Here is a 25213-nt window from a genome sequence, read left to right on the forward strand (position 1 = left end):
TAACATGACGAGGCGGCGAATATACGGTCCGCGGTCTGGTGAACGATCTCGTTCGCAGCACTTGATGAATTTGAAGGACGAACACATGCAATTCCCTGTTGGTCAATGCTTACGGATTGTGATCCTGCCCTTTTTGCTGACAGGGATTGTTGCTCCTGAGGTTCATGCTCAGGTCGCGTCTTCGCAACAAGTTCATCCGCTCGAAGCCGCTATGTCGCCCGACGTATGGCGGAGGGAGCTTCGGATTGTCGATCTGCATCAGCACATTGAAGATTCGCCGGAGCGGTTGGAGCGTGCCATCAGAATTCTGGACCGCGCGGGTGTGGGAGTCGGCGTCATTCTGGGAGCCGGAACGGTCACATCCAACGACAATCAACCATCGGGGTTTCAGAAGGCACGTGAACGTTGTGAATCGTTATATCCCGGTCGCTTCATGCATCACATGATTCTGGATTACGCTGGCTGGGATGATGCAGACTGGAGTGACCGGGCAGTACGCCAGATTGAAGAGGGTCATCGGCTGGGCGCTGCGGGACTGAAAGAATACAAACGTCTGGGGCTTTTCCTGAAAGACGGCAGCGGGAAGCTCATCCGCATCGATGATCCGAAGCTGGATCCGGTCTGGCAGCGTTGTGGAGAGCTGGCTATGCCGATCAGCATTCATGTCGGTGACCCCAAAGCATTCTGGCTGCCCTATGACGACAGCAACGAGCGCTGGACTGAATTAAAGGATCATCGCAGCTGGTGGTTTGGAGATCCCGCCAAACATCCGCCCCGAATGGAACTTCTGGAAGCTCTGAACCGCGTGATCGAGCGTCATCCGAAGACGACATTTGTTTGTGTGCACTTTGCTAACAACCCGGAGGACCTGGAATGGGTCGACGCGGCGATGGATCGGTATCCCAATATGTATGCCGATCTGGCAGCAAGAATCCCGGAACTCGGGCGACATGATCCTGCTCTGGTTCGCCGGTTGTTTGAAAAACATCAGGATCGAATTCTGTTTGCCACCGATTTCATGGTTTACAGAAAGCTGATTCTCGGGTCCGGTGGTGATGCCGAAAACCCAACAGACGATGACGCCGTTGAATTCTTCATGAAGTGTTGGCGATGGATGGAAACGGACGACCGCGACTGGGCACACATGACGCCGATTCAGGGGAACTGGGTGATCAGCAGTATCAATCTTTCACCTGCCGTGTGCCGAAAAATTTACTTTGATAATGCTTACCGACTGTTCGCAGGATCGATGCCGCTGCCCGTGGTCCGTGCTCATAGAATCAGTCGAGATTTTGTTCCGGATGGTCAGCTGGATGAAGCCGAATGGCGATCCGCAGTACCGTTTCGGCTTGAATATCAGTCGAACGACAGCGCGGCCCGTCCGGAGCTGAGCACCCCCGTACGATTGCTTTGGTCAGACAAATTTCTGTACCTGAGCTACGAATGTCCTTACCGCGAAATCAGCAGCTGGCTGCCCGCATCCAGCAAAGAACGGCAGGGACTCTGGGATTATGACGTCGTCGAAGCATTCATTGGTTCGGATCCGGGACACGTGAATCGCTACACAGAATTTGAATGGGCTCCCAGCGGGGAATCACTGGATCTGAAACTGGATTTACCCGCGAAAGACTTCGCATGGACGGCCGACGCAGAATCGGCTGTGTCCGTCGACAAGGCCGCAAAAATCTGGCGGGTGGAAGCACGCATTCCGCTTAGTTCGCTCTGCGAAACTGCACCTCAGCCGGGGACTCGCTGGAAACTGAATCTCTATCGGCACGACAAAGCTGATCAAGGATTCCTCGCGATGTCTCCGACTCTGAAAGGCAGCTTTCACGTACCAGAACGATTCGGCTGGCTGGAGTTTGCTCCCTGAATCTGCGGCAAAGTACGTTTTTGCTTTCATTGGACTGGCGAATGTCGTTTGAACCCACGTGCATGGATATCTGCCAATCACGTTTTCCAGTTCATGCTGTGTTTTTAAGGTCATCAGATGATGCGTTACTTGTGGGGACTGCAGAACCAAATGTGGCAGCAGCTTTCACTGACAGTTTTGGGCAGCCTCGCATTCTTGTTGCTGACGCCCGGATCATTGGCAGCTGAAGCTGACGTACCCATTGGATCCGTGATCGGCGATCTTCGATTTCGTGACATCCGAGCGCTTGATCGAACACTGTCTGAATTGGGGCAAAACAAAGCTACCGTTCTTGTTTTCACGACCACCACCTGTCCTCTGGTTCGACGCTCCATTCCAAAACTGGAAGCTCTGAACAAGCAGTTCTCTGGTCAGGGTGTGCAGTTTGTTGCAGTCAATGTTGGCGCCGACGATACGATTCGGGAAATGGCAGAGCAGGCGCTGGAAATGGGCGCCACCTTTCCGTTTGTGAAAGATGCTGATTTGTCATGTCAGGCGGCGTTAGGCGTGACCAAAACTCCGGAAGTTGCTGTGCTGGATCATAAGCGTGCACTCGTGTATCGAGGACGAATTGATGATCAGTTGCGTCTGGGAGGCACGTTGCCGAAACCGTCTCGCGAAGATCTGCGGCAGGCTCTTGTGCAGTTACTTGCGGGAGAGGCGATTACTGTTTCAGAAACCCCCGTCGATGGCTGCGAGATTACTCATCCGACGCTGAACGCCGCGATGGAACGAGACGTCGAATATCATCGCGATATCGCCCCACTCCTTGACCGAAAGTGTAACCAGTGCCATCGTGAGGGGACGGCCGCTCCATTTACACTGCAGTCACTGACAGATGTTTCAGCCAATGCTGCAATGATTGCCAGAGTCGTGGAAGACGAGCGGATGCCACCATGGTTCGCCAGTGAGCATCACGGTCGGTTTCAAAACAACGCCTCGCTGAGCCGACGCGAAAAAGCAATTTTGCTGAGCTGGATCTCGCTGGGATGCCCGGAAGGGTCTGTCAGTCAGAAGAATGCTTCAGCGGCATCACCGAACGTCGATAAGGCAGGTATGGATCCGTCCGGCGATTCCGAGGGCTGGCTTATCGGCAAGCCGGATGTTGTCATCACAATGCTGGAACATCACGAGGTTCCCGAGACGGGGTTCGTCCCCTATCGTTACACCGTGCTGCCCTACTTCTTTTTACAGGATACGTGGGTCGAAGCGTTTGAGATTCGACCGAACAACCGGGAAGTTGTGCATCACTGCAACATGGCCTATGTTGGTGCCGGTGGAGCCGGAGTCGAAACATTCATCACAGGGTACGTTCCGGGCGGCCAGCCGATGGACCTTGGCCGGTTTGATAACGGTACCGCATACTTCATCCCGAAAGGATCGGGGCTGGGCCTGCAGATTCACTACACGACCACAGGGCAGGCGGAGCGTTGTCAGATTTCAGTTGGCCTGCGATTTCCCAGACGCACCGTTCAAAAACGTTTGACTCATTTCCTGCTCGACCCCCGACGCTTCCGGATTCCTCCCGGTGATGGAGCTTATGAAGTGCGTTCGTCTCGCACGCTGGATCAGGATATTGATCTGCTGGGAATGTTTACGCACATGCATGTGCGAGGGAAGGATATGACATTCTTTGCAGAACGTCCCGGTCAGAAAAAAGAGATCCTGCTGAGGATTCCGAACTACAACTTCGAATGGCAACTGGGCTACGAACTCAAGCCGGGCGACGTCCAGCTTCCGAAGGGAACGAAAATCGAAGCCGTCGCTCATTTCGACAATTCGGCTTTTAACCCCTTCAATCCGGATCCGTCGCGGACTGTTGGTTATGGATTGCAAACAGTTGACGAGATGTTCAACGGATTCGTGTTTTTCGTAGATCGACACGAGCAATTGAATCTGGAAGTCGATCCGCATAGCGGCCGCGTCATTCCACCGTAAGGCTTTCCCGAATCGCGGTTGAGCTTTCGACAACTTTCAGTTCTTCGCCCGCATTCGCAAAACGGAATCCCTCAGCTGCCTGTCTGCCTGTCTGTCTGGATAACTCACGCACTCTCTGACTGCGTGCAGGCCCGAAATCTGTATCCGCCAGGGTCTAGCGGAATGGAGTTGCGGCTGCGAGCATCGTTTTGGCCACCACGGTCTATCGTGCCTGAACTCACTTCCGCTTGCCGCCGGCCGCAATCCTTAGTTCAGTGGCACGCCTGACGCCCTGTTTGTCCGGATGTCGCAGTGCATGTCGGATGACCCAACGTCTGTTGTTGGCAAACGCTTCCTGATTGTCCGTGACTTCGTCCAGCCATTTGTGGCAGAGATCGAAGATCGTTTCCGGATGATCTTTCGCGAGATCCCCCAGATGATTCGCGACAGAGCGACGTACGTAGAGTTCGTCGTCATCTTTCAGGAGTTCGAGTAAAGGTATTGTCAACTGCGGATTTTCCTGGATCGAGGGGAGCCGCATGGCCCACGGTAATCTGGGCCGTGTGCCTTCACTGACCAGACGCCGAACATGAGGGTTTGCGTCGCTGACCCAGGTTCGCAACTGATTCAGGCAAAGGGTTTCATGCTGGATAACAAATGAACGAATAGAAAATTCTGCCGTAAATCGTTTCGTAATCTCGTAGTTGGCGAGCATACCTGATGAGAAGCAATTGACCCCGTATTCGGCGATCAGACTGGTGTGCGGAAGATAGAAGAAGACGGCAAGCCCGTTTCCTTCAGTGGATTGCAGTTCCGGCCCCAATGATTTCACCAGCAGGTGCATCGCATCGCTGGTCGTCGACGGCAACTGTTCGGCCATTGCGTGAGCGATATGTCGAGCTCTGTCTTTGAGTTCCAGTTTGTCCAGGCCTTTGGTAGCCGCAGCGACAAATGATGTTGTCCGGAAACCGGGGTGCACGGCCACCATCGATTCGGCAATAAGCCTGATCAGCTTCCCGTCCATCAGGTCTTTTAAAGAAACACCAGCCTGAATGGATGTTGGTGCTTTGAATTTCTGCGCGGGGTGAAGGTTCATTTCCGGGGCTACGTTCAATGAGAACAGCGTTGCGATCTTCACCAGCGAGCAGCGTCTCCCCGGGTACAGAAGCAGCAGGCAAATTTGTCAATCAGGTAGGATGGGTTATCAGTCCGGAAAGTCCAGTCCCTCAAGCGCATTACGCCGATGCAGCTTTTGAATCAGCTTTGCAACCAGGGCTGTCCATCCAGTCTGATGACTGGCCCCGAGTCCTCTTCCGGTTTCCCCGTGAAAGTATTCGTAGTACAGGATCAGGTCTTTCCAGTTGGGATCTTCTCTGTATCTCTGGTCCCCACCATGGCAGGGGCGGTCGCCATTTTCATCAGGCACAAACAGCTTCACCTGGCGACGCATGAGTTCCTGCGCGACTTCGTCGAGATTCATCATCACGCCTGAACCAGTCGGGCATTCGACCTGAAACGAATCGCCGTAGAATTCGTGGTAGCGTTCCAGTGCTTCAATTAACAGGTAATTCAGCGGGAACCACACCGGCCCGCGCCAGTTGCTGTTACCACCAAACATCCATGAATCGGAATCGCCAGGTACATAGGCGACACGATGCTCCTGACCGTTTGAGTTGAAGACAAACGGATGTTCTTCATGGATGCGTGAAAGTGAGCGCACACCGTATGGTGAAAGAAATTCGTTTTCGTCCAGGATGTAGTGAAGAAGCCGTTCCATGCGTTGTCGCGTTGGAATCGCCAGCAGCAGAAAGCCGCGTTCGTCGTCTCCCACCTCTTCACTTCGTTCCATGTAGGTGATGTTCTGAAGCTGGTCCTGTCGATTCCTGACGAACCATTCCATGCGTTTCTTGAAGCCCGGTAATTTGTTGAGCTGATGGTCGCTGAGAATGATGGCAGTAAACAGCGGAATTACGCCTACCATCGAGCGAACTCGCAGCGGAATGTGCTGCCCTTCGTTGTACAGATGATCGTAATAGAATCCATCCTGCTCATCCCACAAACCGGTATCGCCCAGCGTGTTCATGGCATCTGCGATTTCGATATAGTGTTCGAAGAACTTGGAGGCCATGTCCGAATAGGCCGGGTTTTCGCTCGCAAGTTCCAGTGCCATCCTCAGCATTCTGGCACAGAAGAAGGCCATCCACGCGGTGCCGTCGGCCTGGTGCAGGTGACCACCAGTGGGAAGCGGCTTGGATCGATCAAAAACTCCAATGTTATCCAGGCCCAGGAATCCGCCGGAGAAGATGTGCTTGCCCAGCAGGTCTTTCCGATTGACCCACCACGTGAAGTTCAGAAGTAGTTTTTGAAATGTTCGCGCCAGGAACAAACGGTCACGTTTTCCTGGAGGGCCCGTTTTCTTGTAAACACGCCAGCAGGCCCAGGCATGTACGGGCGGATTGACGTCGCTGAAATTCCATTCGTACGCAGGAATCTGTCCGTTGGGATGCATGTACCACTCACGCAGAAACAGGATCAGCTGATCCTGCGCAAATCTATTGTCGGTGTCTGCGAAGGGAATCATGTGGAATGCAAGATCCCAGGCCGCATACCAGGGATACTCCCATTTGTCCGGCATCGAAATCACGTCGCGGTTGTACAGACTGGGCCAGTCGCCGTTGCGAATTGTCCTGCGTGAGGCAGGCATCGTCGGCATTTTTGCGTCGCCTTTGAGCCAGTCGTAAACCGAGTAGTGATAAAACTGCTTTGTCCAGAAGAGACCGGCGTACGCCTGTCGCATGATGGACTGAGCCGTTGGAGGCAGCGACTGTGGAATCTTCTGCTCAAAAAACGTATCAGCCTCGCGGATCCGTTCGTCAAAGACACCGTCGAAACCAGGACCAAACACTTCTTTTGGCGATTCGTCTTCGCAAAACAATCGCAGATGAACGCAGGCCTTTTCACCGGACCGAATGGGTAAGCGATAATGCGCAGCGCATTTGGTGCCGACGTTTTCCGGATTCACGGCGTCCCGATGTCGCCCCACGAGGTACTCGTGAAAAGCGTCCTTCACGTACTTGCCGCTGAGAGAGTCGTCGTCCAGATACTTGGGGTGTGTATCATTTTCCGTGAACATCCACGCTGGCTTCTTCAGCTCAGGGGTTGGGTAGTTTTCTGCTGCGAATCGAAACTGTCCCAGCGTTTCGTGGGAGGCCTGAACAGTGCCGTCGGGCAGCAGACGCAATTGCGGTTTTTGCAATGTCTCCTGCTCGCGCAATCCCCATGTCCATGTATTGCGAAACCACAGCGTCGGCAACAGGTGGATTGTGGACAAAGCTGGACCACGGTTGGTGATGGTAATACGAATCAGAATGTTGTTTGCTGATTCCTTGGCGTATTCCACCTGAACATCAAAGTATCGTTTGCGATCAAAAATGCCCAGGTCACACAATTCCAGTTCCGGTTCAATACGGCTTCGGCGTTGATTTTCATGGACCAGTCGGTCGTAGGGATAGGCGGACTGTGGGTACTTGTACAGAGCCTTCATGTAGGAATGTGTCGGCGTGGAGTCGAGATAGTAGTACTCCTCTTTCACATCTTCCCCGTGGTTTCCCTCGTCTCCATTGACCCCGAAAAGTCGCTCTTTCAGGATGGGGTCTTTTCCGTTCCAGAGGGCCAGACCGAAGCACATGCGACACTGGCGATCGGTGATACCCAGCAGACCATCCTCGCCCCATCGATAGGCACGTCCACGGGCATGGTCATGGGGAAATGACCACCACGGCTTTCCATCGTGCGAATAATCTTCTCGAACGGTCCCCCACTGGCGATCCGCAAGATACGGCCCCCAGCGTTTCCAATTTGCTCCGGGGGCCCTTTGGTACTCAGCATCCAGTCTTTGTTGTTCTGGATTTGTCGTGCCGTTCTGGTCCATTTTTGCGCAACTATCGTCGTCAAACTCGGTAATTGTCTTCAGAGCTCGCAAACTCCGGCGGGCAGCATATCCCAAACCTTTAACGAGTGATAACGACCTGGAATGGCTTCCCCAGTTTGAAACAACCTCGTCAACATCAGGATGGGACCATTGACATCCTGCGCTGTCATCGGGGCCGTTCCCTTTCAAAGAACCGTCTCAATTCCTTCAAAGAATGCTGCAATCGCAGCTGCAACAGAAAGTGCCCATTCTGCGAGCAGGCAGGGGACCATTGTTGCTCAGGAGCTGCTAACTGGTTCGCACAAGACCAACAAAGACGCCCCGGATCTCCACCTGATGTGCGTGGAATTTCATTTCGCTCATTGCGGGATTTTCGGGGATGAGACAAATCGTGCTTCCGCGTTTCATGAAGCGTTTCAGTGTGGCTTCCCCGTCGACGACAGCAGCCACAATATCTCCGTTCGATGCAGTCCCGGACTGACGAATGATGGCCAGGTCTCCATCGTGTATTCCTGCATCGATCATCGATTCACCGCGAATGCGAAGAAGAAAATGCTGCTCCGGATTGTACTGCCTGGTCAGATCGAATGTTTCAAAATCCTCAACCGCTTCTATGGGCTGGCCAGCGGCGATTGTCCCGACAATTCGAAATGGCAAAGACTGATGTCCGGCGCCGCCAAGCAAAAGATCGGGATCTTCCCCCAGTTCGTCCGCGATGCGTGTCAATGTTCTACGACCGACGACGCACTTTCCGTTTTCGAACTTCGACAGGTGCGAATAATGGATCCCCAGGCGATCGGCAAACGCGCGCAAAGTAATTCCGCGAGCTTCTCTGGCGGCTCGAACCTGTTGTCCCGGTGACTGGCTCATTGGGAAACCTTCATGGCCAGATTTTCGGCGGTTCTTTGAATCACAAAATCGTCGAATGGCAGCAATTCACCCCGCCGAATGGAATCGGATTCCGGAGCTTCAATCGCAAGACGGACTCGGTTGCCCTTGATGGACGTCACGCGAATACGAATCCGTTCGCAAATGACAATTTCCTCACCTTCCTGTCGCCCTAAAACAAGCATCGCTGGTACCTCCTGTTAGCGTTCCATTTGGAATCATGATGTGTTGGAAAAAAATCCAACACGGCGGATATTATCAGCCAGGAGTTGCCTGGCAATGTCAACTTTTGAGTTTTTGTGAATTTGTCAGGAGCCCGCGCAAACGTTGGTTTTCACCCGTCTCTGACCGATGAGAACGCTCGACAACGTCAAAAATGCGTGGATCTGCTTGCCCCCCCTCGCCCCAGCAGCCACGAATGTTTCAGGTTGCGATCGGTGCGGTGTCCGATTATCCCGGGAGCCGGCACGGGAAGGTCGATTTCGTTTCGCTGTCTGCATGGTGAAAGCTAGACTTGCGTTGTCGCCATGGATCAATGGTGGGCGACGGTCGGTTCATTTGTGATTGGCAGAATATTTTGGTTTCGCACTTTTGAGTCCAATGGATCGAGTCCGCTTTATGGCCCGTTTTGAATCTCCTCAAACTCTGCAACGCCGACGCTTTCTTCAGGTGGGCTATTCGGGATTATTGGGTCTTGGGATGGCTGCGTTTGCGGGAGGCCGAATGCCATCCTGTCAGTCCGCTGCGTTCGGAAGCAACAGTCCCGGTGCAGGCAGTTCTGGTGCAGGCAGTTCTCCGCGCGCGAAATCGCTGATTATTGTTTTCTGCACAGGAGCAATCAGCCATCATGACACGCTGGACATGAAACCAGATGCACCGGTTGAGATCCGGGGAGAATTCAAACCCATCCAAACGTCGGTCGCGGGGACACAGATTTCAGAAGTCATGCCGCGGCTTGCGGCGCGCGCACACAAGTATGCTCTGATTCGAAGTCTTTCGCACAAAGATAATAACCATCTGATGTCGACTCATCATGTGCTGACAGGACACCTGCAGCCGGGTGGTTTCTTTGACAAGGTTGCCTCTCGCGATGACTGGCCCTGTTACTCCGCTGGCTGCGAATTTCTTCGACCACGGTCTGATGGAATACCCAGCGGAGTGAATCTGCCTACGTTCCTGATGTCGTCGCCATTGACCTGGCCAGGGCAGCATGCGGGATTTCTGGGCCCGAAATTTGATCCCTGGCAAATCGTTGGTGATCCCAATCATTCCGACTTCAAAGTCGACGCGTTGACTCTGGCTCAGGGGATTGATTCTGGTCGCCTGGAGCAGAGACGATCATTGTTAAGCGGTCTGGATCAGACGTCACGCGTATCCTCCGATTCTGCGGCGTTCCGAATGGGACAGGATCAGAAGCTGGCGTTTTCAATGCTTGGTTCCGGTAAGCTTTCGCAGGCCTTTGAACTCCATCGTGAGTCCAGCGAAATGCGAGATCGATACGGACGGCATCCGTTTGGTCAGTCCCTTTTGCTTTCTCGCCGTTTGGTAGAAGCCGGTGTCCCCATCGTTCAGGCCAACATGGGACCCGTTCAGAACTGGGACAGTCATCAGGCGATCTTTACAACATTAAAAGATCGGCTCGTACCTCCGCTGGATGTCGCCGTTTCTGCGCTTCTGGATGATCTGGAGGAACGTGGTCTGCTGGATGAAACAATGGTGATGATGCTGGGAGAATTTGGTCGAACGCCGAAAATCAACAGCGATGGCGGGCGTGATCACTGGGGGCCCTGCTTCACCGGACTCTTTGCAGGTGCGGGAGTTCAGGCCGGTAAAGTGATCGGGCGTTCTGATGAAACGGCGGCTTACCCTGACTCAACCGCTTACTCGCCGGACGACATCGGAGCAACCGTTTACACGGCACTCGGCATTGATCCGCATGCGATCGTTCTGGATCGAATTGGCCGCCCTATCCATCTGAATACGGGTAGCGTTATCGAAGCGCTCTACAACGGATCGGATGCCGCATAACTGCATGTTGTGAAGAGACTCCGAAACGTCAACGCGGGATTTCTGGCCCATAGAAAAGTGCTGCACGCGACACGATTTCCAACTGCCAATTCGTTGAGGCTCCCGCAGCACCGGCGTTGGGTACCATTGAAATGGTGGAAGAGTTCGGCAGTTGCGTAGTTTGGGCAGGAGACTCGAAATGAGACTTTCCCGTCGCCTTTTGGTTTGCCCGCCTGAGATTATCCGGGTGGTTTTCTGATTGCGGGAGAATTTGCAGTTTCTCCAAAACTTGCAGTGAAGCCTGCATTGGTTTCGCGGGGTCCATGGCATCTCGAGATATGTCCGCAGCTGCTGCAGGATCGCAGACTGTTGCAGGCTTGAACGTTTCACGGCTGGCCCTCGCCGAGGATTAAGCCTCTTCTCATGCCTATTCAGATCGAATCCAGGAGTTGACTGATGAAGTTTGTTTCATGTCTGACCGCGATGGTCATTTCGACATCCACCGTTCTCGCGCAGCACCACTACGTTCTCTGGAATCACGCCTCCACAAATCGCATCTCTCAGTGTAATTCGACTTCGGCTCCAGCATGCCGGAGCAATCCGGCATGGACGACGGTGGCTTATGTTCCCGCCGCGAGTACTGTGCCCCATGCAACTGTGGCCAACGCCGCTGACGCAAAGCATTCCGACATCGTCGATACAGCGGTTTCCGCAGGGTCTTTCAAGACTCTGGTGGCGGCAGTCAAAGCTGCCGGGCTGGTGGAGACACTCAAGGGCAAAGGTCCGTTCACTGTCTTTGCACCAACTGACGATGCTTTCGCCAAACTGCCCGCAGGGACGGTCGAAAACCTGCTGAAACCCGAAAATAAAGACCAGCTGATTTCGGTGCTGACCTACCATGTCGTACCAGGCAAGGTGATGGCTTCGGACGTTGTGAAGGTCAAATCTGCAAAGACTGTTCAGGGGCAGTCAGTGACCGTCGCTGTCGAAGGCGGCAAAGTGAAGATCGATGATGCGAACGTCGTGAAGATCGACATTGCCTGCAGTAACGGGGTCATTCACGTGATTGATTCGGTCATCCTTCCGAAGGCGGCATCTCCGGCAAAGCCCGACATCGTAGACACCGCGATCGGTGCCGGAACTTTTGAGACGCTTGTCGCGGCCGTTAAAGCCGCTGGCCTTGTCGAAACGCTCAAGGGTGAAGGTCCATTTACTGTCTTTGCTCCATCCGATGATGCCTTCGCGAAGTTGCCCAAGGGCACCGTTGAAAATCTGTTGAAGCCGGAGAACAAGGACCAGCTGGTGGCAGTTCTGACCTATCACGTCGTTCCCGGTAAACTGAAGGCCAGTGATGTCGTCGCAAAGTCTGAGCTCCCAACTGTGAATGGCAAGTCTGCCAAAATCACGACAGAGAATGGCGCTGCGATTGCCGGTTCGAAGATCGTAGCAACGGATATTGAATGCAGTAACGGGATCGTACACGTCATCGACAGTGTGATGCTGCCGTAAGAAGAATGCTGCCGCAGGAATGGCCTGCACCCTCGTTGACGTTTTGATCAGATGACAAAGTTTCATGATCAACAAACCATCCAGGGGCGTTATGAAGGGCTGAACAGATCTGTGATCGTTTGGTTCCGATCCACTTGAGTCCAGTCAGAAAGCCTGCGCGACGGCCGTCCGCAGGCTTTTTGTTTTTGCAGATCTCAGATGACTGATCCCTGCCCATTTTGTCATTTCGGCGTCATCTGGTGGGGTATTCGAGAATCTCTCGCCAACGACCGACCGCAAATGTAGGTGTATTTATCCACTATTCAACGTGCGAACTTTGTGCAATCGTGGCATCCCGAATCTTGCCTGCTTCACGCAATCTGTGGTACTCAATCGGACGATGTTAAGGAACACGCTCCGTTAAGACACCCGCCTTGAATGAACTATGTAAGCCGCGATGCGGCTTCCAGCTGTCGCCGTCATCGTTCACCCCCCTCTGAACGGTGACGGCGATCTTCTTTTGACTCCGCCTCTGTGTCGATCCTGAGAACCGATCCATCCGGCAAACTGACCGTTGCTGACCCCTTCTGTGCAGTTGGCCTGGAATTCCGGCTCGTTTTGAGTTCCCCAACCGGTAATCGCAGCTTGTTTGATGCGGATGGGGCCAAATGGTCGATCTTTTGTCTATCGCCGGGCCGCGTCTTGCATGTGAACAATCGTTTCTGCAAATTGACTTGGCCGCACTGAAGAAGGTGCCGCTGGTGAAGCGCTGTTCCGGGTGGGTGAACGACGAGGGGATTTCCGATGACGCGACGAAAGCGACCGCCGGGCGATAGCCAATTCAGCCTGAGCACGCATCGAGATCCTGGAACATGGCTTCAGCCTTTTCTGAATTATCTTGAAGCTGAATGCGGTATGTCGCCCAACACGATCGCGGCTTACCATCGGGATCTGGACAAATTCTTCAGCTGGAATCGTGAGAACGCGAAGACTCCTATTCAGGAAATCGGGCTTCCCACCATGACCGCGTTTCTGGAGCATCTGCAAACCTTCGAACTTGCCGCCAGCAGCATTGCACGCAATCTGGTTTCGATACGAATGTTCTTTCGCTATCTGATGCTGGAGGGCGTAATCGCAGAAAGTACGGTTGACCTCGTCAGCTCTCCCAAGCTTTGGCAGCGGCTTCCGCGTGTTCTCAGCCCTGACATGGTTGACCAGCTGCTGGTTGCTCCACTGCCCCATGTCGACCGATACAGCCGCCGTGATCGAGCAATACTGGCGTTGATGTACGCCACGGGTTGTCGCGTATCAGAAGTCTGCAACCTGAAACTAAGAGATTTAAATCTTGAAGAGCTGTATTGCCGATGCACGGGCAAAGGGAATAAACAACGACTGGTATCACTGACTCCCGTAGCTGTGTCTGCGATCCAGCTTTGGCTGGAACGTGAACGAGCGGACATGGTCCGCAATCGGGATGAAGACGGCGACTGGTTGTTTGTGACACGCAGCGGCCGTCGAATGAATCGCGAAACCGTGTGGGAGCTGATTCAACGCTACGCGCGACGGATTGGCGCAGGCGACGAGATCAGTCCGCACACGCTGCGACACAGCTTCGCAACTCACCTGCTTGCTGGCGGAGCTGACATTCGAGCACTGCAGGAAATGCTTGGACATGCCAGCATTCGGACGACTCAGATTTATACACACGTGGATCACAGTCGTCTGAAAGCGGTCCATAAGACCTGTCATCCACGAGGATAATGCCTGCAACTCTCGACGAACCGCCGCCCAGCCGGATGACCCTCACCCTGAAAGTGTGAAGGCCATCAGCCACGCTACTGTTCAGCGGTCGGTCGTATCCGTTTCTTTGTTCGAGCGACCCTGAAGTTCTACAGATCGACGCGGTCCGGGTTAGCTGTCCGTTGAAAACCCGGACAGGCACGCCGGACGGCTGTAAACCGTCGTGTTTTACAGTGTCCTGCTCGAGCCAGGCCTGTTCTCCAACAGGCTGCCAGCGCGGCCCCGGATCATCGCGGCCCCGGTGGAAGATTCTGAAGCAGATAGCGAGCGATCAGCATTCTCACATGGACTACCGTTCCTTCGCCTTCGCGAAGACCGTGATCTCGGTTGGGGTAGACCATGTAGTCGAAGGGCTTGCCAAGTTCGATCAACCGATCGATCAGGCCCTCGATGATCTGGATGTGAGTATTTGTTTCGCCGGAACCTGTGATGATCAGCAACTTGCCTTTCAGACCGTCGGCAAAGTTGATCGGAGCCGATCGTTTGTAGCCATCGGGATTTGCTTCCGGCGTCCGCATGAAGATTTCCTGGAACCATGCGTTGTAAAGGTGCGGTTGCGGCTTGGGGACAACCGCAATGCCGACGTTGTAATCGTCGGGCTTGCGAAACATCGCGTTCAGCGTGTTCGAACCACCACCGCTCCAGCCCCAGATGCCGACTCGCGAGAGATCAACAAACGAACGCATGCGGCCCAGCTCTTTTAATCCGGCCGCCTGTTCTTCCGTCGACAGCGGCCCCAGACTTCCAAAAATGGACCGTCGCCACGCCGCGCCTTTGGGACACGGAGTGCCTCGATTATCGATCGATACCGTCAGGTAACCCAGGTCCGCGACGGCCCGCAGAAAATGACTTTGCCCAGCGCCCCAACTGTTCAGTACGGTTTGTGCATGAGGCTCACCATAGACGTAGATAAACACGGGGTATTTCTTTGTTTCGTCGAAGTCTTTGGGCTTGATCAGCCACGCATCCATGCTGATGCCATCGGCAATCTTCAGCTGCAAAAATTCCGTGGGATGATGCACGACCGACTTTGCCAGCTGGTGAAGCTGCTCATTGGCTTCCACAACCTTCACCGTGCGATGCCCTTTAACCTCAATCAGCTCCACCGTTGGAGGCGAATCGAAGGTTGATACGGTATGGAACGCCCACTTCGCATCGGGCGAAAAATCGTAGTCATGGGTTCCCGGTTGATCGGCCGGAGTGATCCGATCCAGCGTGCCCGTGCCATCCAGCGGGACGCGATACAGATACTTTTCTGTCCCGTTCTCAGGCGACGCGTAAAAGTAGTACCAGCCGCCCGCCTCATCCACTACAGCACGGTCGATGATGTCATAGTTGCCCGGCGTCAGCAGTGACAATTCTTCGCCTTCGCGAGAATACAGATAAGCGTGTCGCCAGCCATCTTTTTCGCTGATCACAATGAAGGCCTTGCCATCGCGCAGCCACATCAAGCCGGAATTCTTTCCCTGACTGGCCACCACCCACGCCGGATCGGTTTCGTGAAAGATCCGCTTCATCGTGCCATCGGTTGACGCCAGGAAGAATTCGCGGACATCACGAGAGCGGCTGAGTCGCTCAACAAATAATTCGCCGGAATCACCTTCCGCCCATTCGACCAGTCCCAGATAAAAGCCTTCGTCCGGTGATTCGATGGGCAGCCATCGCAGATCACCAGCCTCAACATTGATCAGTCCAACTTTCAGTGCCGGAATGTTTTCACCGATGCGAGCAAAACGTTGTTCTCGAACTCCAGGAAACGATGGATCGCCGGGAACCAGCATTGATCGCATTTTTACGTCGGTGTAATCCGTTTCGATCAGGGCCAGGAATTTTCCGTCGGGGCTCCAGCGGAGATTCTGAAACGACACGTCTCGATCTGCATCACGATGAGTCAGCTGAGTTACCTGGTTGCTTTCCACGTTTCTGACAAATACATCGCCGTCGCGGAATTCCAGCCTCTGCTGACCATCCGGCGAAACCATCGGCCGAGCTGGGGCAGCAGACTGTACTTGCGGTTGCGAATCGAATGGTTCACCGGTTTGCACGTCGTAATAGATCTGCCGAATGGAGTAACCGGTGCTGTCCGGCAACCACTGTGCAGAGAATGGCTTTGGCTGATACTCGCCACGTTCGTAAACCGCCTTCAACTGATCCAGCGTTGTCCCGTCGACCCAGGGTTGAGGCAATTGCTGAGCGTGAAGACTTGCCATTCCGCAAAGCAGAAAAATCGCTGCACTGACCAACTGCTTCTTATTTTGATTCATCGAATTGGAGACCTGTAAATTTCTATTTGTGAACAGTCGGATAAGTCAATGCCCCGTTTCACCCGTGGCCGACAGGTCAGGCTGCCGTTTCAATTGGCTGCTGCCGGCGCGACTGTCCTTAACGCGTCGGCTTCAAACAAAATGCGTTCGACATCCTGCCTGCGAAGAGCTTCAATCAATTTGCGTTGCTGCTGTCGATCCAGTTCTTCAGTCACTTCTTCTTCGTGCACACCCAGCGGGACGTTTTCCAGGGACCAGTCGTCGCTGCGTTGCGTTGCAAACGGAATGTCGGTCATCCGTTCGGCCTGCAGATTGCCCAGCGGGCTGCGGCCCCAGGCGTAGCGGTAGTGCACGGGACGAGCGACCATTGGACTGCTCAGCACCAGCACTTTCTTATCCGTTTGCAACTGACCTCGATCGTTCTTGCCAGTCACCAGGTGTTCAGCCGTGGCCGGGTGAAACTTTCGATCTTCTCCCGCGACGGCAAACCCCAGAATCGGGCCGCCGTCATCCACTGCGCCGGCCGGTTCGTCCAGTTGCAATTCGATGTGGTCGTCTTTGACAGTCATGCCCACAACAATCGGCGGCTTCCAGCGAATAGCTCGGTCGAAGCCATACTGAGTCGCAAGAGCCCAGCGAGCGATGCGTTCGCCGGCAGGAATTTTCAGTTGCGGATGATACCAACGACGACGCAAATCATACGTGCTGGTGAAGCCGATGTTTTTGTCGCCGGCTTGATAGAGATCCAGAAAGGTTTGATACTGCGCTTCCCGAATGAACGGGCCGGGATTGGCCATCATTTCGCAGTAATTGTCCAGCGTCTGCACGGTGCCTTCGGTACACAACGACAGAATACCAAAAGGGAGGTTGGGATCGTCAAAGGCCGCTCGCCACGAGGCAATCATCTGCGGAAACACATGGCGATACATGATGGTGCCCTGGGTTCCGTTGAAGCAATTGTTGTAGCCCTGATGAAAGATGGCGCCTTTGATCTGCAGACCTTCCAGCGGACCAATCATGCTGGCGTAGCAATTGCCGGGGCGGTTTTGATCCATCGGTGGGCCGGGACGCAGGTCGGCGGGTTCGGTTTCGTTGGCCGGCATTTCACGGCCTTCTTTTTTGAAGCGTTCCACCTTTTGTCGATAGCTGGCAATGCGCTGATCGAGATCTGCCTGAGCATCCCAGGCAGCCACTTTTTCATCCCATTCCTTCAGCAGCGTTTTCACCTGCGGTGAATCGATTGTCCGAAGCACGCTGTCCGGCGTCCATGTTTCGACTGTGGTGCCGCCACGTGAAGCGTCGATCACACCAATCGGAACCTGGGAAGCCATGTGAATTCGCCGAGCAAACACATACCCGATGGCCGATAATTCTCGAACGATTTCCGGCGAACAAACATCCCAGTCGCCTTTACGATAATGCTGCCCAAACCAGCCGCTCCATTCGTGCAGTCGAGCAAACCCCGGCTTCTTATCGGGGCCGTTCATCGCGGGAACCGTGAGGATTCGGATGTTGGGGAAGTTGGCAGAAATGATTTCCAGTTCGCCGTTTTCGATGCGATCCAGCGGGAATTCCATGTTGCTCTGCCCACCCAGAACCCACACATCACCGATCAGAATATTGCCCAAAGTCAGCGTGGTCTGGCCGCCTTTGATCGTCATCGTCTGCGGTGTGGAATTGACCGCCATTGCGGGCAGAGTCACCTTCCACGATCGGTCCTCAGCCGCGGTTGTCGTTTGTTCGTTGCCGCCGATGGACACGGTCACGTTTTCGCTCGCGTCCGCCCATCCCCAAACCGAAATCGGCTTGTCGCGCTGCAGTACCATGTTCGACTGAAACACATTGCTGACGCACAAGCCGTTACCAATTGCCTGTACCTCTACTACGTCTTCGCGCGGCATTCGCCGGTTCTGAGCGATGGAAGCATTCGGGAAGATGAGGATCAGCAGTACGACCATTGATGGCCACCGCGAGCGAAGTGAGATAGCGTTGACCAATGAAACGGGGGTGCGATCCGATGTGTTCATTATTCCGAAATTCTGTTGTTCGCCTGGCGAAGTTGACCTGATCAGATTTTCCACTGCTGCATGTTGCGGCCAGCAATCCAACCATCCTCTGAGGATCCGTTGGTGCATGAACAGTAGGTTTCCCGAGCGATGGGTTTTCGTTGATCAGGGCGATGTACGCAACTAACGACGATACGATCAGCGCACGAGACTGTCGAAACATTCGTACGGTAAAAGATTTCCGGGCCATGTTTGGCCAAATTTCACGGAATCACCTTGTATGTTACATTTTGTAGCACTACATTGTGTAACACTAAACCGTCCAGGGGAGAAAGGCGTCATGACAAAGAAGGCAAGTCAGAAACAGGCGGCGCTAAGTCCGCTTGAGAATGCGGTTATGGGTGTCGTCTGGGAGGGACAGCCTATGACCGCGGAGGCTGTTCGCGAGCGAATGGAAGCTTCTCACAAGCTCAAGGATTCGACGGTTCGCACGCTACTGCGTCGACTGGAGGCGAAGGGCTACGTGGAACACGATGTAGACGGCCGAACTTTTATCTATCGCGCGGCGGTTGCACAGACAAATGTCGCTGCCTCTGCGGTTCGTTCGATTGTGGATAAGTTTTGCGCAGGTTCCGTTGAAAATCTGCTGGTCGGACTTGTCGACGACAAACAGATCTCCCCGGAACGACTACAGGAACTGGCGAATCAAATTGCTGCCGCTGAGGCGGCTCAGAAGCAGAACATTAGAAAAACTGGCAAGTCACAGATGAAAAAAAAGGCGCATAGTTAAGCACACCTGCGATGGTGGCTCTTTCGTTCAATCCAGAATTCGGAGCATGTCATGTTTCAGACCTCACAACAGTGCTTGCAGATCCTGATTGACGTTTCTGTGAAATCACTGCTTTTGGCTGCGATCGCATTTGCAGCCATCAAACTGCTTCGACTGCGCGATTCGAATTTGGAACACCGAATCTGGTCTGGCGTTCTGTTTGGAATGCTGGCATTGCCGATTCTCACCTGCTTTCTTCCCTCGATCCCCGTCTATGTTTCAATGGACTGGATCAGTGCTCCGAAGACTTCTGCGGATGTCAGTGTCGCAGCAACAGAATCCGTTCCCTCCGAACATTGGCACGCAGCGGATCAGCAGGGATTACCGGAATTCCGGATGAGCCGGAGTGGTGGACCGGGACTGGTAAGATCGACCGATACGCAGCTTGTCCGTCCGGAGACACTGCCCGCAGCAGAAGCGGCATCTGCTTCAGGGAATCCCCATCAAGTCATGACGGTGATGATCGTTTCCTTGATTGTCATCTGGGGGCTTGTCGCGGCGTTTCTTGTGTTGCGATTGCTGGTCGGCCTGTGGTCCGCGTCGCAGTTACTGAAAGGGGCCACTGTTGTCACTTCCGATGCCGTCATCGAACCACTGACCTTGTCGGGAGTGCGAGGTGTCACCATCCGCGAAACATGTCAGGTTCGCGTTCCGATGACCGTTGGGTGGTGTCGCCCTGCGGTCCTGCTGCCGGCAGAATGGAGAAGCTGGAGTTCGGGGAAGCTGAAGGCCATCATTTCCCATGAGCTCGCCCACGTGGCAAGACGCGACTTTCTTGTTGCGTTTGCGGGCGAACTGAATTTTTGCGTGTATTGGTTCCATCCGGTGGCATGGTTCCTGCAGAGACGACTGTCTGATCTTGCGGAAGAAGCCTGCGACGACGCGGCCATCGGCTGCACCGGTGATCGAACCGGGTATGCGCGGTATCTGCTGGAAGTTGCATCGCAGCTGTCCGGCGGCGGTCGAAGAGTCCAACCGGGGTTGTCAATGGCGCGTGAATCGAACGTGGAATCTCGCATCGCGACCATCCTGGATTTTCAGCGGCCTTTATCGCAACGTCTTCCCTGGAAGACGACTGCTGGAATCGCCCTGATTGCTGCACCTGTGATTGCATCCGCAGCGGCCCTTGAACCTGTAAATCCTCAGAACATCGCTGTGGCGGATGAGCCTCCAGAGAACTCAACGGCTGCATCCCTTGAAGAAATGGTGCGTGTGCGCGGTCAGGTGTTGGATGAGAGTGGGAGGCCACTGTCAACAGCTCGGGTGACTGTGTGGAGATCGCAACGGCCGGATTGGTATGCGGCGGACAGTATGAATACCAGGGTCGGTGTATTGAAGGTGGATAGAAACGGACAGTTCGATCAGAAATTCGCGGCAAGCGAGTTGCCCGTTGCTAAGGATGCACGTGATCACAGCTGGTCAGTGCTTGTGGTATCCGCTCCAGGCTTTGCTGTTCGAGGAATGACGGGGATGGAAAGAACCGACTCGGTGAATGTCAGCAACCCCAATTTCCTGAAAGAATTCGTGACGATAAAACTGCCGGTTTCGGTGACGATTTCAGCACGTCTCCTGTCGACTGAGGGCCTTCCGATTGCCAACGCAAATGTGTCGCTGCATCACTTGATGACCACCGAGTCTACCCCACTGACAAACTGGCTCACACGTGCTGACAAGCAACCCAAACCTCAGGACCACATGAACGCCCTGTCGATGATGGGTGGTCCACCGGAGGAAGGCACTCTGTTTCCGGGACAAAATCTTCGGATACCCACCGAAGTGATGGAACCAGTGATGACTGACAATCTCGGGGTGTTCGAAATCACGGACCTGGTTGGAAAGGATGATCTGGCGGTACTTCGTTTCCGGGGGGACAACGTCGTCGATACGACAGCCCACGTCGTGGCTCGCGAAATGGAGCCCGTTTATGGCCGATCCACCACCCGTTTCACTCGATATGAGGCGTATCACGGTCGCCTATTCAATATGGCCCTGAAACCGAGTGTACCGATTCAGGGATTCGTTCGGGATATTGAGACGAAGAAACCGCTCGCGAATGTGTGGGTGGCAGTCCGTCAGGCTTATGGTTCGGTCATGTCCCGGGAGGGATACATGAAATCGAGAACCGATGCCGAGGGGCACTATCGCATCGAAGGCCTGCCGATTCCGCCGGAGGGAACAAAACGATACAGGGGTAACACCCTGACCGTTCGACCGTCGGGGCTGCCGTACCTCGAAACCGATCTGGAAGTGCCATCGACCGGGGACAATACCGCCCCCGTTGAATTCAATATTGAACTTCGTCGTGCAGTCATCGCAAAAGGGCGACTCACAGTAAAGTCCACCGGGGATCCGATTGTCGGAGCAAAACTCTACTACGCTCCTTATGTTGAGAACGAGAACGTATCGAAGTATCACCGCTACGCGGATGGCTCGATAGAAATGCTGGGCAACGATACTCGCTACTACACGAATGACAATGGTGAGTTTGACCTTCCCATTATTCCCGGACGAGGTGTAATCGGGGCGAGGGCACCCACAGGTGGATACATTTCCGGATATGGAGCCCGGGACATCGAAGCATTCCAGAGCACTGAGGGCGGATTATCCCGCAAGCTTTCAGATCACATGATTGCATCATCATTCCATGCACTGCAGGAGATCGATGTTCCCCGGACCGTGCAAACATACGATGTCGCAATGGAAGCTGATAGCGGCGTTTCGCTGAGTGTGCAGTTCATTGATCCACAGGGCAAGCCGCTAACGAACCTGCGAGGCTATGGTCTGACTTCAGATCGAAACTGGCAGGTAATCAACACGGATCAGCCTGTCGCGACAGGCCTTGAAATCGGTGGCATTCGTCCCGCACACTTCAGCAATGAGTCCGGCAGTTTGACTGTGATGACTCGAATCATCCCCGAGCCGGGGCAAGAGGCTGTTACCATCCAGCTGTTACGCCCCGGCGTGATCACAGGGCGACTGGTCGATACAGAACGTGCTCCGATTGTCGGCGCCGTACTGCAGGCGTCACATCAAAACGACCCGGACTCCTGGGGCTCAGAACAACAGATCCGGACAGACAAAGATGGACACTTTGAATATTTCGTGCCCGTCGGTACGAAGTACGAAATCAGGGTGGCCTATGAAAACAACAGGGTGCGGATTGCCAGGGATCTGGAGATGGATCGCACAAAAAAAATTGACCTTGGTGAATTTGTCTTGTCAGACCAGGAAGCCAATGGGGCGACTGCGAAGCCAGACCGAGCCCCGATTGTCACGGAATTACCGGAACGCGAAGTCAAATAGCCAGCAGGCCGCTCACTTCAGGACGTTTCGGAGGACCCATCAGACCTCCTTTTCGATTTTAATGAGGGGAAAAGCCGATCGATTTCCAGAACTTCTTTGCGCTGTACTATGACTTGCTGCGTTATCCGTTGCGAAGCTGTTTTCTGAGTGCGAAAGCCTGCTTTGTGATGGTGTATCGATCACGTAGAATTCATGGTGTCCATAAGCAGCCGTTCCGTGAGGCTCATGTCGGGACACTATAGAAGTCGTAGAGGGGCAGCCATGGAAGTTGTCTATGTTATTTCGGCAATCGTCGGATTCGTTTTGATCGCCATCTATCTCAGTTCGCACTTCGAGAAGAAGCGTACTGAAGCGATGATGGTTGCGGCCGAGAGTCTTGGCTTTGAGTTTACGGCCGCGCTTGATGAACCAGCCAGAACGTATCTTTCCCGGACAGAGCTCTTTTCGAGGGGCCGGGGAAATAAGGCTTGCAATTACCTGCGCAGGTCGACTGACGAAGTTGATGTCGTGATCTTCGATCATCAGTACACTGTGGGTAGTGGCAAGAGCTCTCAGACGCATAAGCAGACTGTCGTTTCGATTCAGTCTTCCGGTTTGAATCTGCCTGCCTTTGCAATCTCACCGGAGCATTTCCTCCACAAGTTTGCCACAGCGCTGGGTTATCAGGATATCGATTTTGCTCAGTACCCGCGTTTCTCAGCTGCATTTCTGCTGCGTGGACCCAACGAAACGGAAATTCGTGAGAAGCTGGAAGCGGTCGACCTGGAACGAATCGCGGATTTCCCGGGGATTTCGATCGAGGCAAAGGGCGATCATCTGCTGCTTTGGTACGGAAGTCGGCGCAGCAAACCGGGCGACGTCCGCAAGTTGTTCGAGACGGCCTTCGAAATCTATGTCCTGCTGCGGGACTAAAGAATACTGGTCGCCACAGCAGAATCGGCATGGGCGAAAACAGCGGTGAATGACGCGACGGTCATTTGCCGGCGGCCTTGCGCTGAAGACCAATTCCAGGATAGTAAGGAGTCGTGGGCACCGGAAAATCGGACAACAGCTTTAATAGTTCGGCCGTTCTTTCGGGATGAAGACTGGCCAGATTCGTTGTTTCGCCAATGTCATTTTCAAGATCGTAGAGTTCTGCATCGGGCGACCCCCGGTCGTCCACATAACCGTAAAATCGAGTACGGTTGGGTTTAAAAACCTTCCACTTCCCTTTGCGGATCGCCTGCAGTTCGCCCTGGCAAAAATAGGCATAACTATCGCGTGCACCGGTTTCGCTTTTTCCGGTCAGCAGTTCCCGTTGGTTGACGCCATCGATGAGGCGATCTTCCGGGATGGAAACTCCTGCGATCGACGCCATTGTGGGGAGAAAATCGATAGTTGCGAAGACGGCATCGCTCGTTCGTGCTTTCGGGACGTGTCCCGGCCACCGTGCAATACACGGCACGCGCAGCCCACCTTCATAGGTCGATCCCTTGGCTTCACGCAGCGGTCCGGCCGATCCCCACGCAATCTGTCCCCCGTGTCGTTTTCCCAGAAAGTCGGCTGCATTGCTCCACGGGCCGTTGTCCGTGGTAAAAATGATCAGCGTGTTCTCACTTAAGCCGTTCTTATCAATGGCCGCGACCAGCCGTCCGACATGATGGTCCAGTTCCTGGACGGTATCACCATAAAGGCCACCCTTCGACGTTCCTTTGAATTCGGGGGATGCATCAATCACAGAATGCACCATTGTGTGCGCGAGATACAGAAAGAACGGGCGTTCTTTGTTGTCCTCAACGAATTGGATAGCACGGTCAGTATAGATTCGGGTGAGGCTGGCCATATCGGCCGATTGCTCGCCCTTTTCATTCCCTGCATGAAAGGTGACTTTACCGTTATCGTTGGCGCCCAGGGTCCCGAAGTATTCATCGAACCCCTGTGCAAGCGGCATACGATCGACGATCGCCGCCCGATTGGAAACGTCCCATTTGCCGACACAACAGGTGCGGTAACCGGACTGCTGCAATAATTCGGCCACTGTAATCTCGCTCGCGGGCATCGACCAGCCCTGACTGCGAACGGGGTATCGTCCTGTGAGCAGGGCAGATCGGGAAGGCCCGCAGACAACCTGAGCATAAAAACTGGTGAACCGAGTCCCCTGGTCAGCGAGCCTGTCGATGTGAGGAGTCGCAATCAGTTCCGATCCGTAGCAGGACAAATCGCCGTATCCCTGATCATCGGTAAAGATGATGACAAAATTCGGCTTGTCCGCAAACGTGGAATTGCATGTTGTTCCAGCCAGCCATACGAGGGCGACGCCAACACCGAGCAGTCGTCTGTGCACGATTTCAAACCTGTCAAAGAGAGTATCAACTGGATTCGTGACCGGCTGACGAATCTGATGAAACGGTCAGGGCACGATGCTGCAGAGTGCCGATCCTGATGTGTGCCGATCCTGATGTGTGCCGATCCTGATGTGTGCCGATCCTGATGTGTGCCAACACCAAAGTGTCACTGCACCATCCTAAACGAAACGGATCCGCGTTGCGATGACACCAAAGTCAAATATCCAGCCGCTGAATCCGGCAGAGTGTCGCAGGTTAAGTTTGTACGACTTTACCGGAGAACGATGAGAGAAATCACAGTTCAACGCGCGGGATTCGATACTTCTGCGCCATCGCAGGACTCTTAATCACGGCAGATGTTCAATGGATGACGCGTGTTTGATCCCTCCCGTAGCGATTGAACTGTCGGGGACCGCGTTGAAGGCGTCACGCCGTGGCAGTGAATAGGACTCCTCTTCCTGAATCTCTATGATTCGATTGCAAAGCTCAATCACCATGTCACCGAGTGAACAACACGCCTGGTCTGCTTTATTGCGACCGCAGC

16 protein-coding genes are annotated in these 25213 nt (G+C 54.1%); 9 read left to right on the forward strand and 7 right to left on the reverse strand.

Features of this window, described 5'->3' with window-relative positions; genetic code table 11:
- The first annotated feature begins 85 nt into the window (after positions 1-85).
- The gene (locus R3C20_09650; GenBank protein ID MEZ6040760.1) at positions 86-1873 is read left to right on the forward strand and encodes an amidohydrolase family protein; all 1788 of its coding nucleotides are present in this window, start codon (positions 86-88) and stop codon (positions 1871-1873) included.
- Between the two features lie 117 nt (positions 1874-1990).
- Entirely contained in the window at positions 1991-3850 is a 1860-nt protein-coding gene (locus tag R3C20_09655; protein ID MEZ6040761.1) for a redoxin family protein, read from the forward strand.
- Between the two features lie 217 nt (positions 3851-4067).
- Here R3C20_09655 and R3C20_09660 read toward each other — a convergent pair whose 3' ends face one another.
- The 4 genes from R3C20_09660 to R3C20_09675 form a co-directional block, all read right to left on the reverse strand.
- Complete coding sequence (locus R3C20_09660) at positions 4068-4925, reverse strand: hypothetical protein (protein MEZ6040762.1); 858 nt, start codon at positions 4923-4925, stop codon at positions 4068-4070.
- A 108-nt stretch (positions 4926-5033) separates the two neighbouring features.
- The gene (locus R3C20_09665; protein MEZ6040763.1) at positions 5034-7760 is read right to left on the reverse strand and encodes a glucosidase; all 2727 of its coding nucleotides are present in this window, start codon (positions 7758-7760) and stop codon (positions 5034-5036) included.
- Between the two features lie 288 nt (positions 7761-8048).
- Entirely contained in the window at positions 8049-8630 is a 582-nt protein-coding gene (lexA, locus tag R3C20_09670; GenBank protein MEZ6040764.1) for a transcriptional repressor LexA, read from the reverse strand.
- Positions 8627-8833: a carbon storage regulator gene (locus tag R3C20_09675; protein ID MEZ6040765.1), complete on the reverse strand. Its 207-nt coding sequence runs from the start codon at positions 8831-8833 to the stop codon at positions 8627-8629. The genes lexA and R3C20_09675 overlap by 4 nt, the downstream gene beginning before the upstream one ends.
- Positions 8834-9248: 415 nt before the next feature.
- On the opposite strand from R3C20_09675, the gene R3C20_09680 reads away from it, so the two are divergent.
- The 4 genes from R3C20_09680 to xerD all read left to right on the forward strand — a co-directional run bounded on the left by R3C20_09680 (position 9249) and on the right by xerD (position 13904).
- The gene (locus tag R3C20_09680; GenBank protein MEZ6040766.1) at positions 9249-10676 is read left to right on the forward strand and encodes a DUF1501 domain-containing protein; all 1428 of its coding nucleotides are present in this window, start codon (positions 9249-9251) and stop codon (positions 10674-10676) included.
- Positions 10677-11111: 435 nt separating this feature from the next.
- Positions 11112-12164: a fasciclin domain-containing protein gene (locus R3C20_09685; protein MEZ6040767.1), complete on the forward strand. Its 1053-nt coding sequence runs from the start codon at positions 11112-11114 to the stop codon at positions 12162-12164.
- Between the two features lie 647 nt (positions 12165-12811).
- The gene (locus R3C20_09690; protein ID MEZ6040768.1) at positions 12812-12979 is read left to right on the forward strand and encodes a hypothetical protein; all 168 of its coding nucleotides are present in this window, start codon (positions 12812-12814) and stop codon (positions 12977-12979) included.
- Complete coding sequence (gene xerD, locus R3C20_09695) at positions 12948-13904, forward strand: site-specific tyrosine recombinase XerD (GenBank protein MEZ6040769.1); 957 nt, start codon at positions 12948-12950, stop codon at positions 13902-13904. The genes R3C20_09690 and xerD overlap by 32 nt, the downstream gene beginning before the upstream one ends.
- A gap of 266 nt (positions 13905-14170) precedes the next feature.
- Here xerD and R3C20_09700 read toward each other — a convergent pair whose 3' ends face one another.
- Together R3C20_09700 and R3C20_09705 are read right to left on the reverse strand one after the other, a co-directional pair.
- Entirely contained in the window at positions 14171-16207 is a 2037-nt protein-coding gene (locus tag R3C20_09700) for a DPP IV N-terminal domain-containing protein (protein ID MEZ6040770.1), read from the reverse strand.
- An 89-nt stretch (positions 16208-16296) separates the two neighbouring features.
- Positions 16297-18234: a hypothetical protein gene (locus R3C20_09705; protein MEZ6040771.1), complete on the reverse strand. Its 1938-nt coding sequence runs from the start codon at positions 18232-18234 to the stop codon at positions 16297-16299.
- A gap of 319 nt (positions 18235-18553) precedes the next feature.
- Between R3C20_09705 and R3C20_09710 the strand changes: the two genes are divergently transcribed.
- The 3 genes from R3C20_09710 (at position 18554) to R3C20_09720 (ending at position 23257) form a co-directional block, all read left to right on the forward strand.
- Entirely contained in the window at positions 18554-19003 is a 450-nt protein-coding gene (locus R3C20_09710) for a BlaI/MecI/CopY family transcriptional regulator (GenBank protein MEZ6040772.1), read from the forward strand.
- 51 nt (positions 19004-19054) lie between these two features.
- Positions 19055-22345 (forward strand): M56 family metallopeptidase, encoded by a 3291-nt coding sequence (locus R3C20_09715; protein MEZ6040773.1) that lies wholly within the window; start codon positions 19055-19057, stop codon positions 22343-22345.
- A 261-nt stretch (positions 22346-22606) separates the two neighbouring features.
- Entirely contained in the window at positions 22607-23257 is a 651-nt protein-coding gene (locus tag R3C20_09720; protein MEZ6040774.1) for a hypothetical protein, read from the forward strand.
- Between the two features lie 61 nt (positions 23258-23318).
- Here the strand turns inward: R3C20_09720 and R3C20_09725 are convergent, their stop codons facing one another.
- Positions 23319-24668 carry a sulfatase gene (locus tag R3C20_09725; protein ID MEZ6040775.1) on the reverse strand — a complete coding sequence of 450 codons (1350 nt, stop codon included), beginning with the start codon at positions 24666-24668 and terminating at the stop codon, positions 23319-23321.
- Positions 24669-25213 lie beyond the last annotated feature (545 nt).

Source organism: Planctomycetaceae bacterium (assembly GCA_041398825.1).
In the GTDB taxonomy this organism is placed as follows: domain Bacteria; phylum Planctomycetota; class Planctomycetia; order Planctomycetales; family Planctomycetaceae; genus F1-80-MAGs062.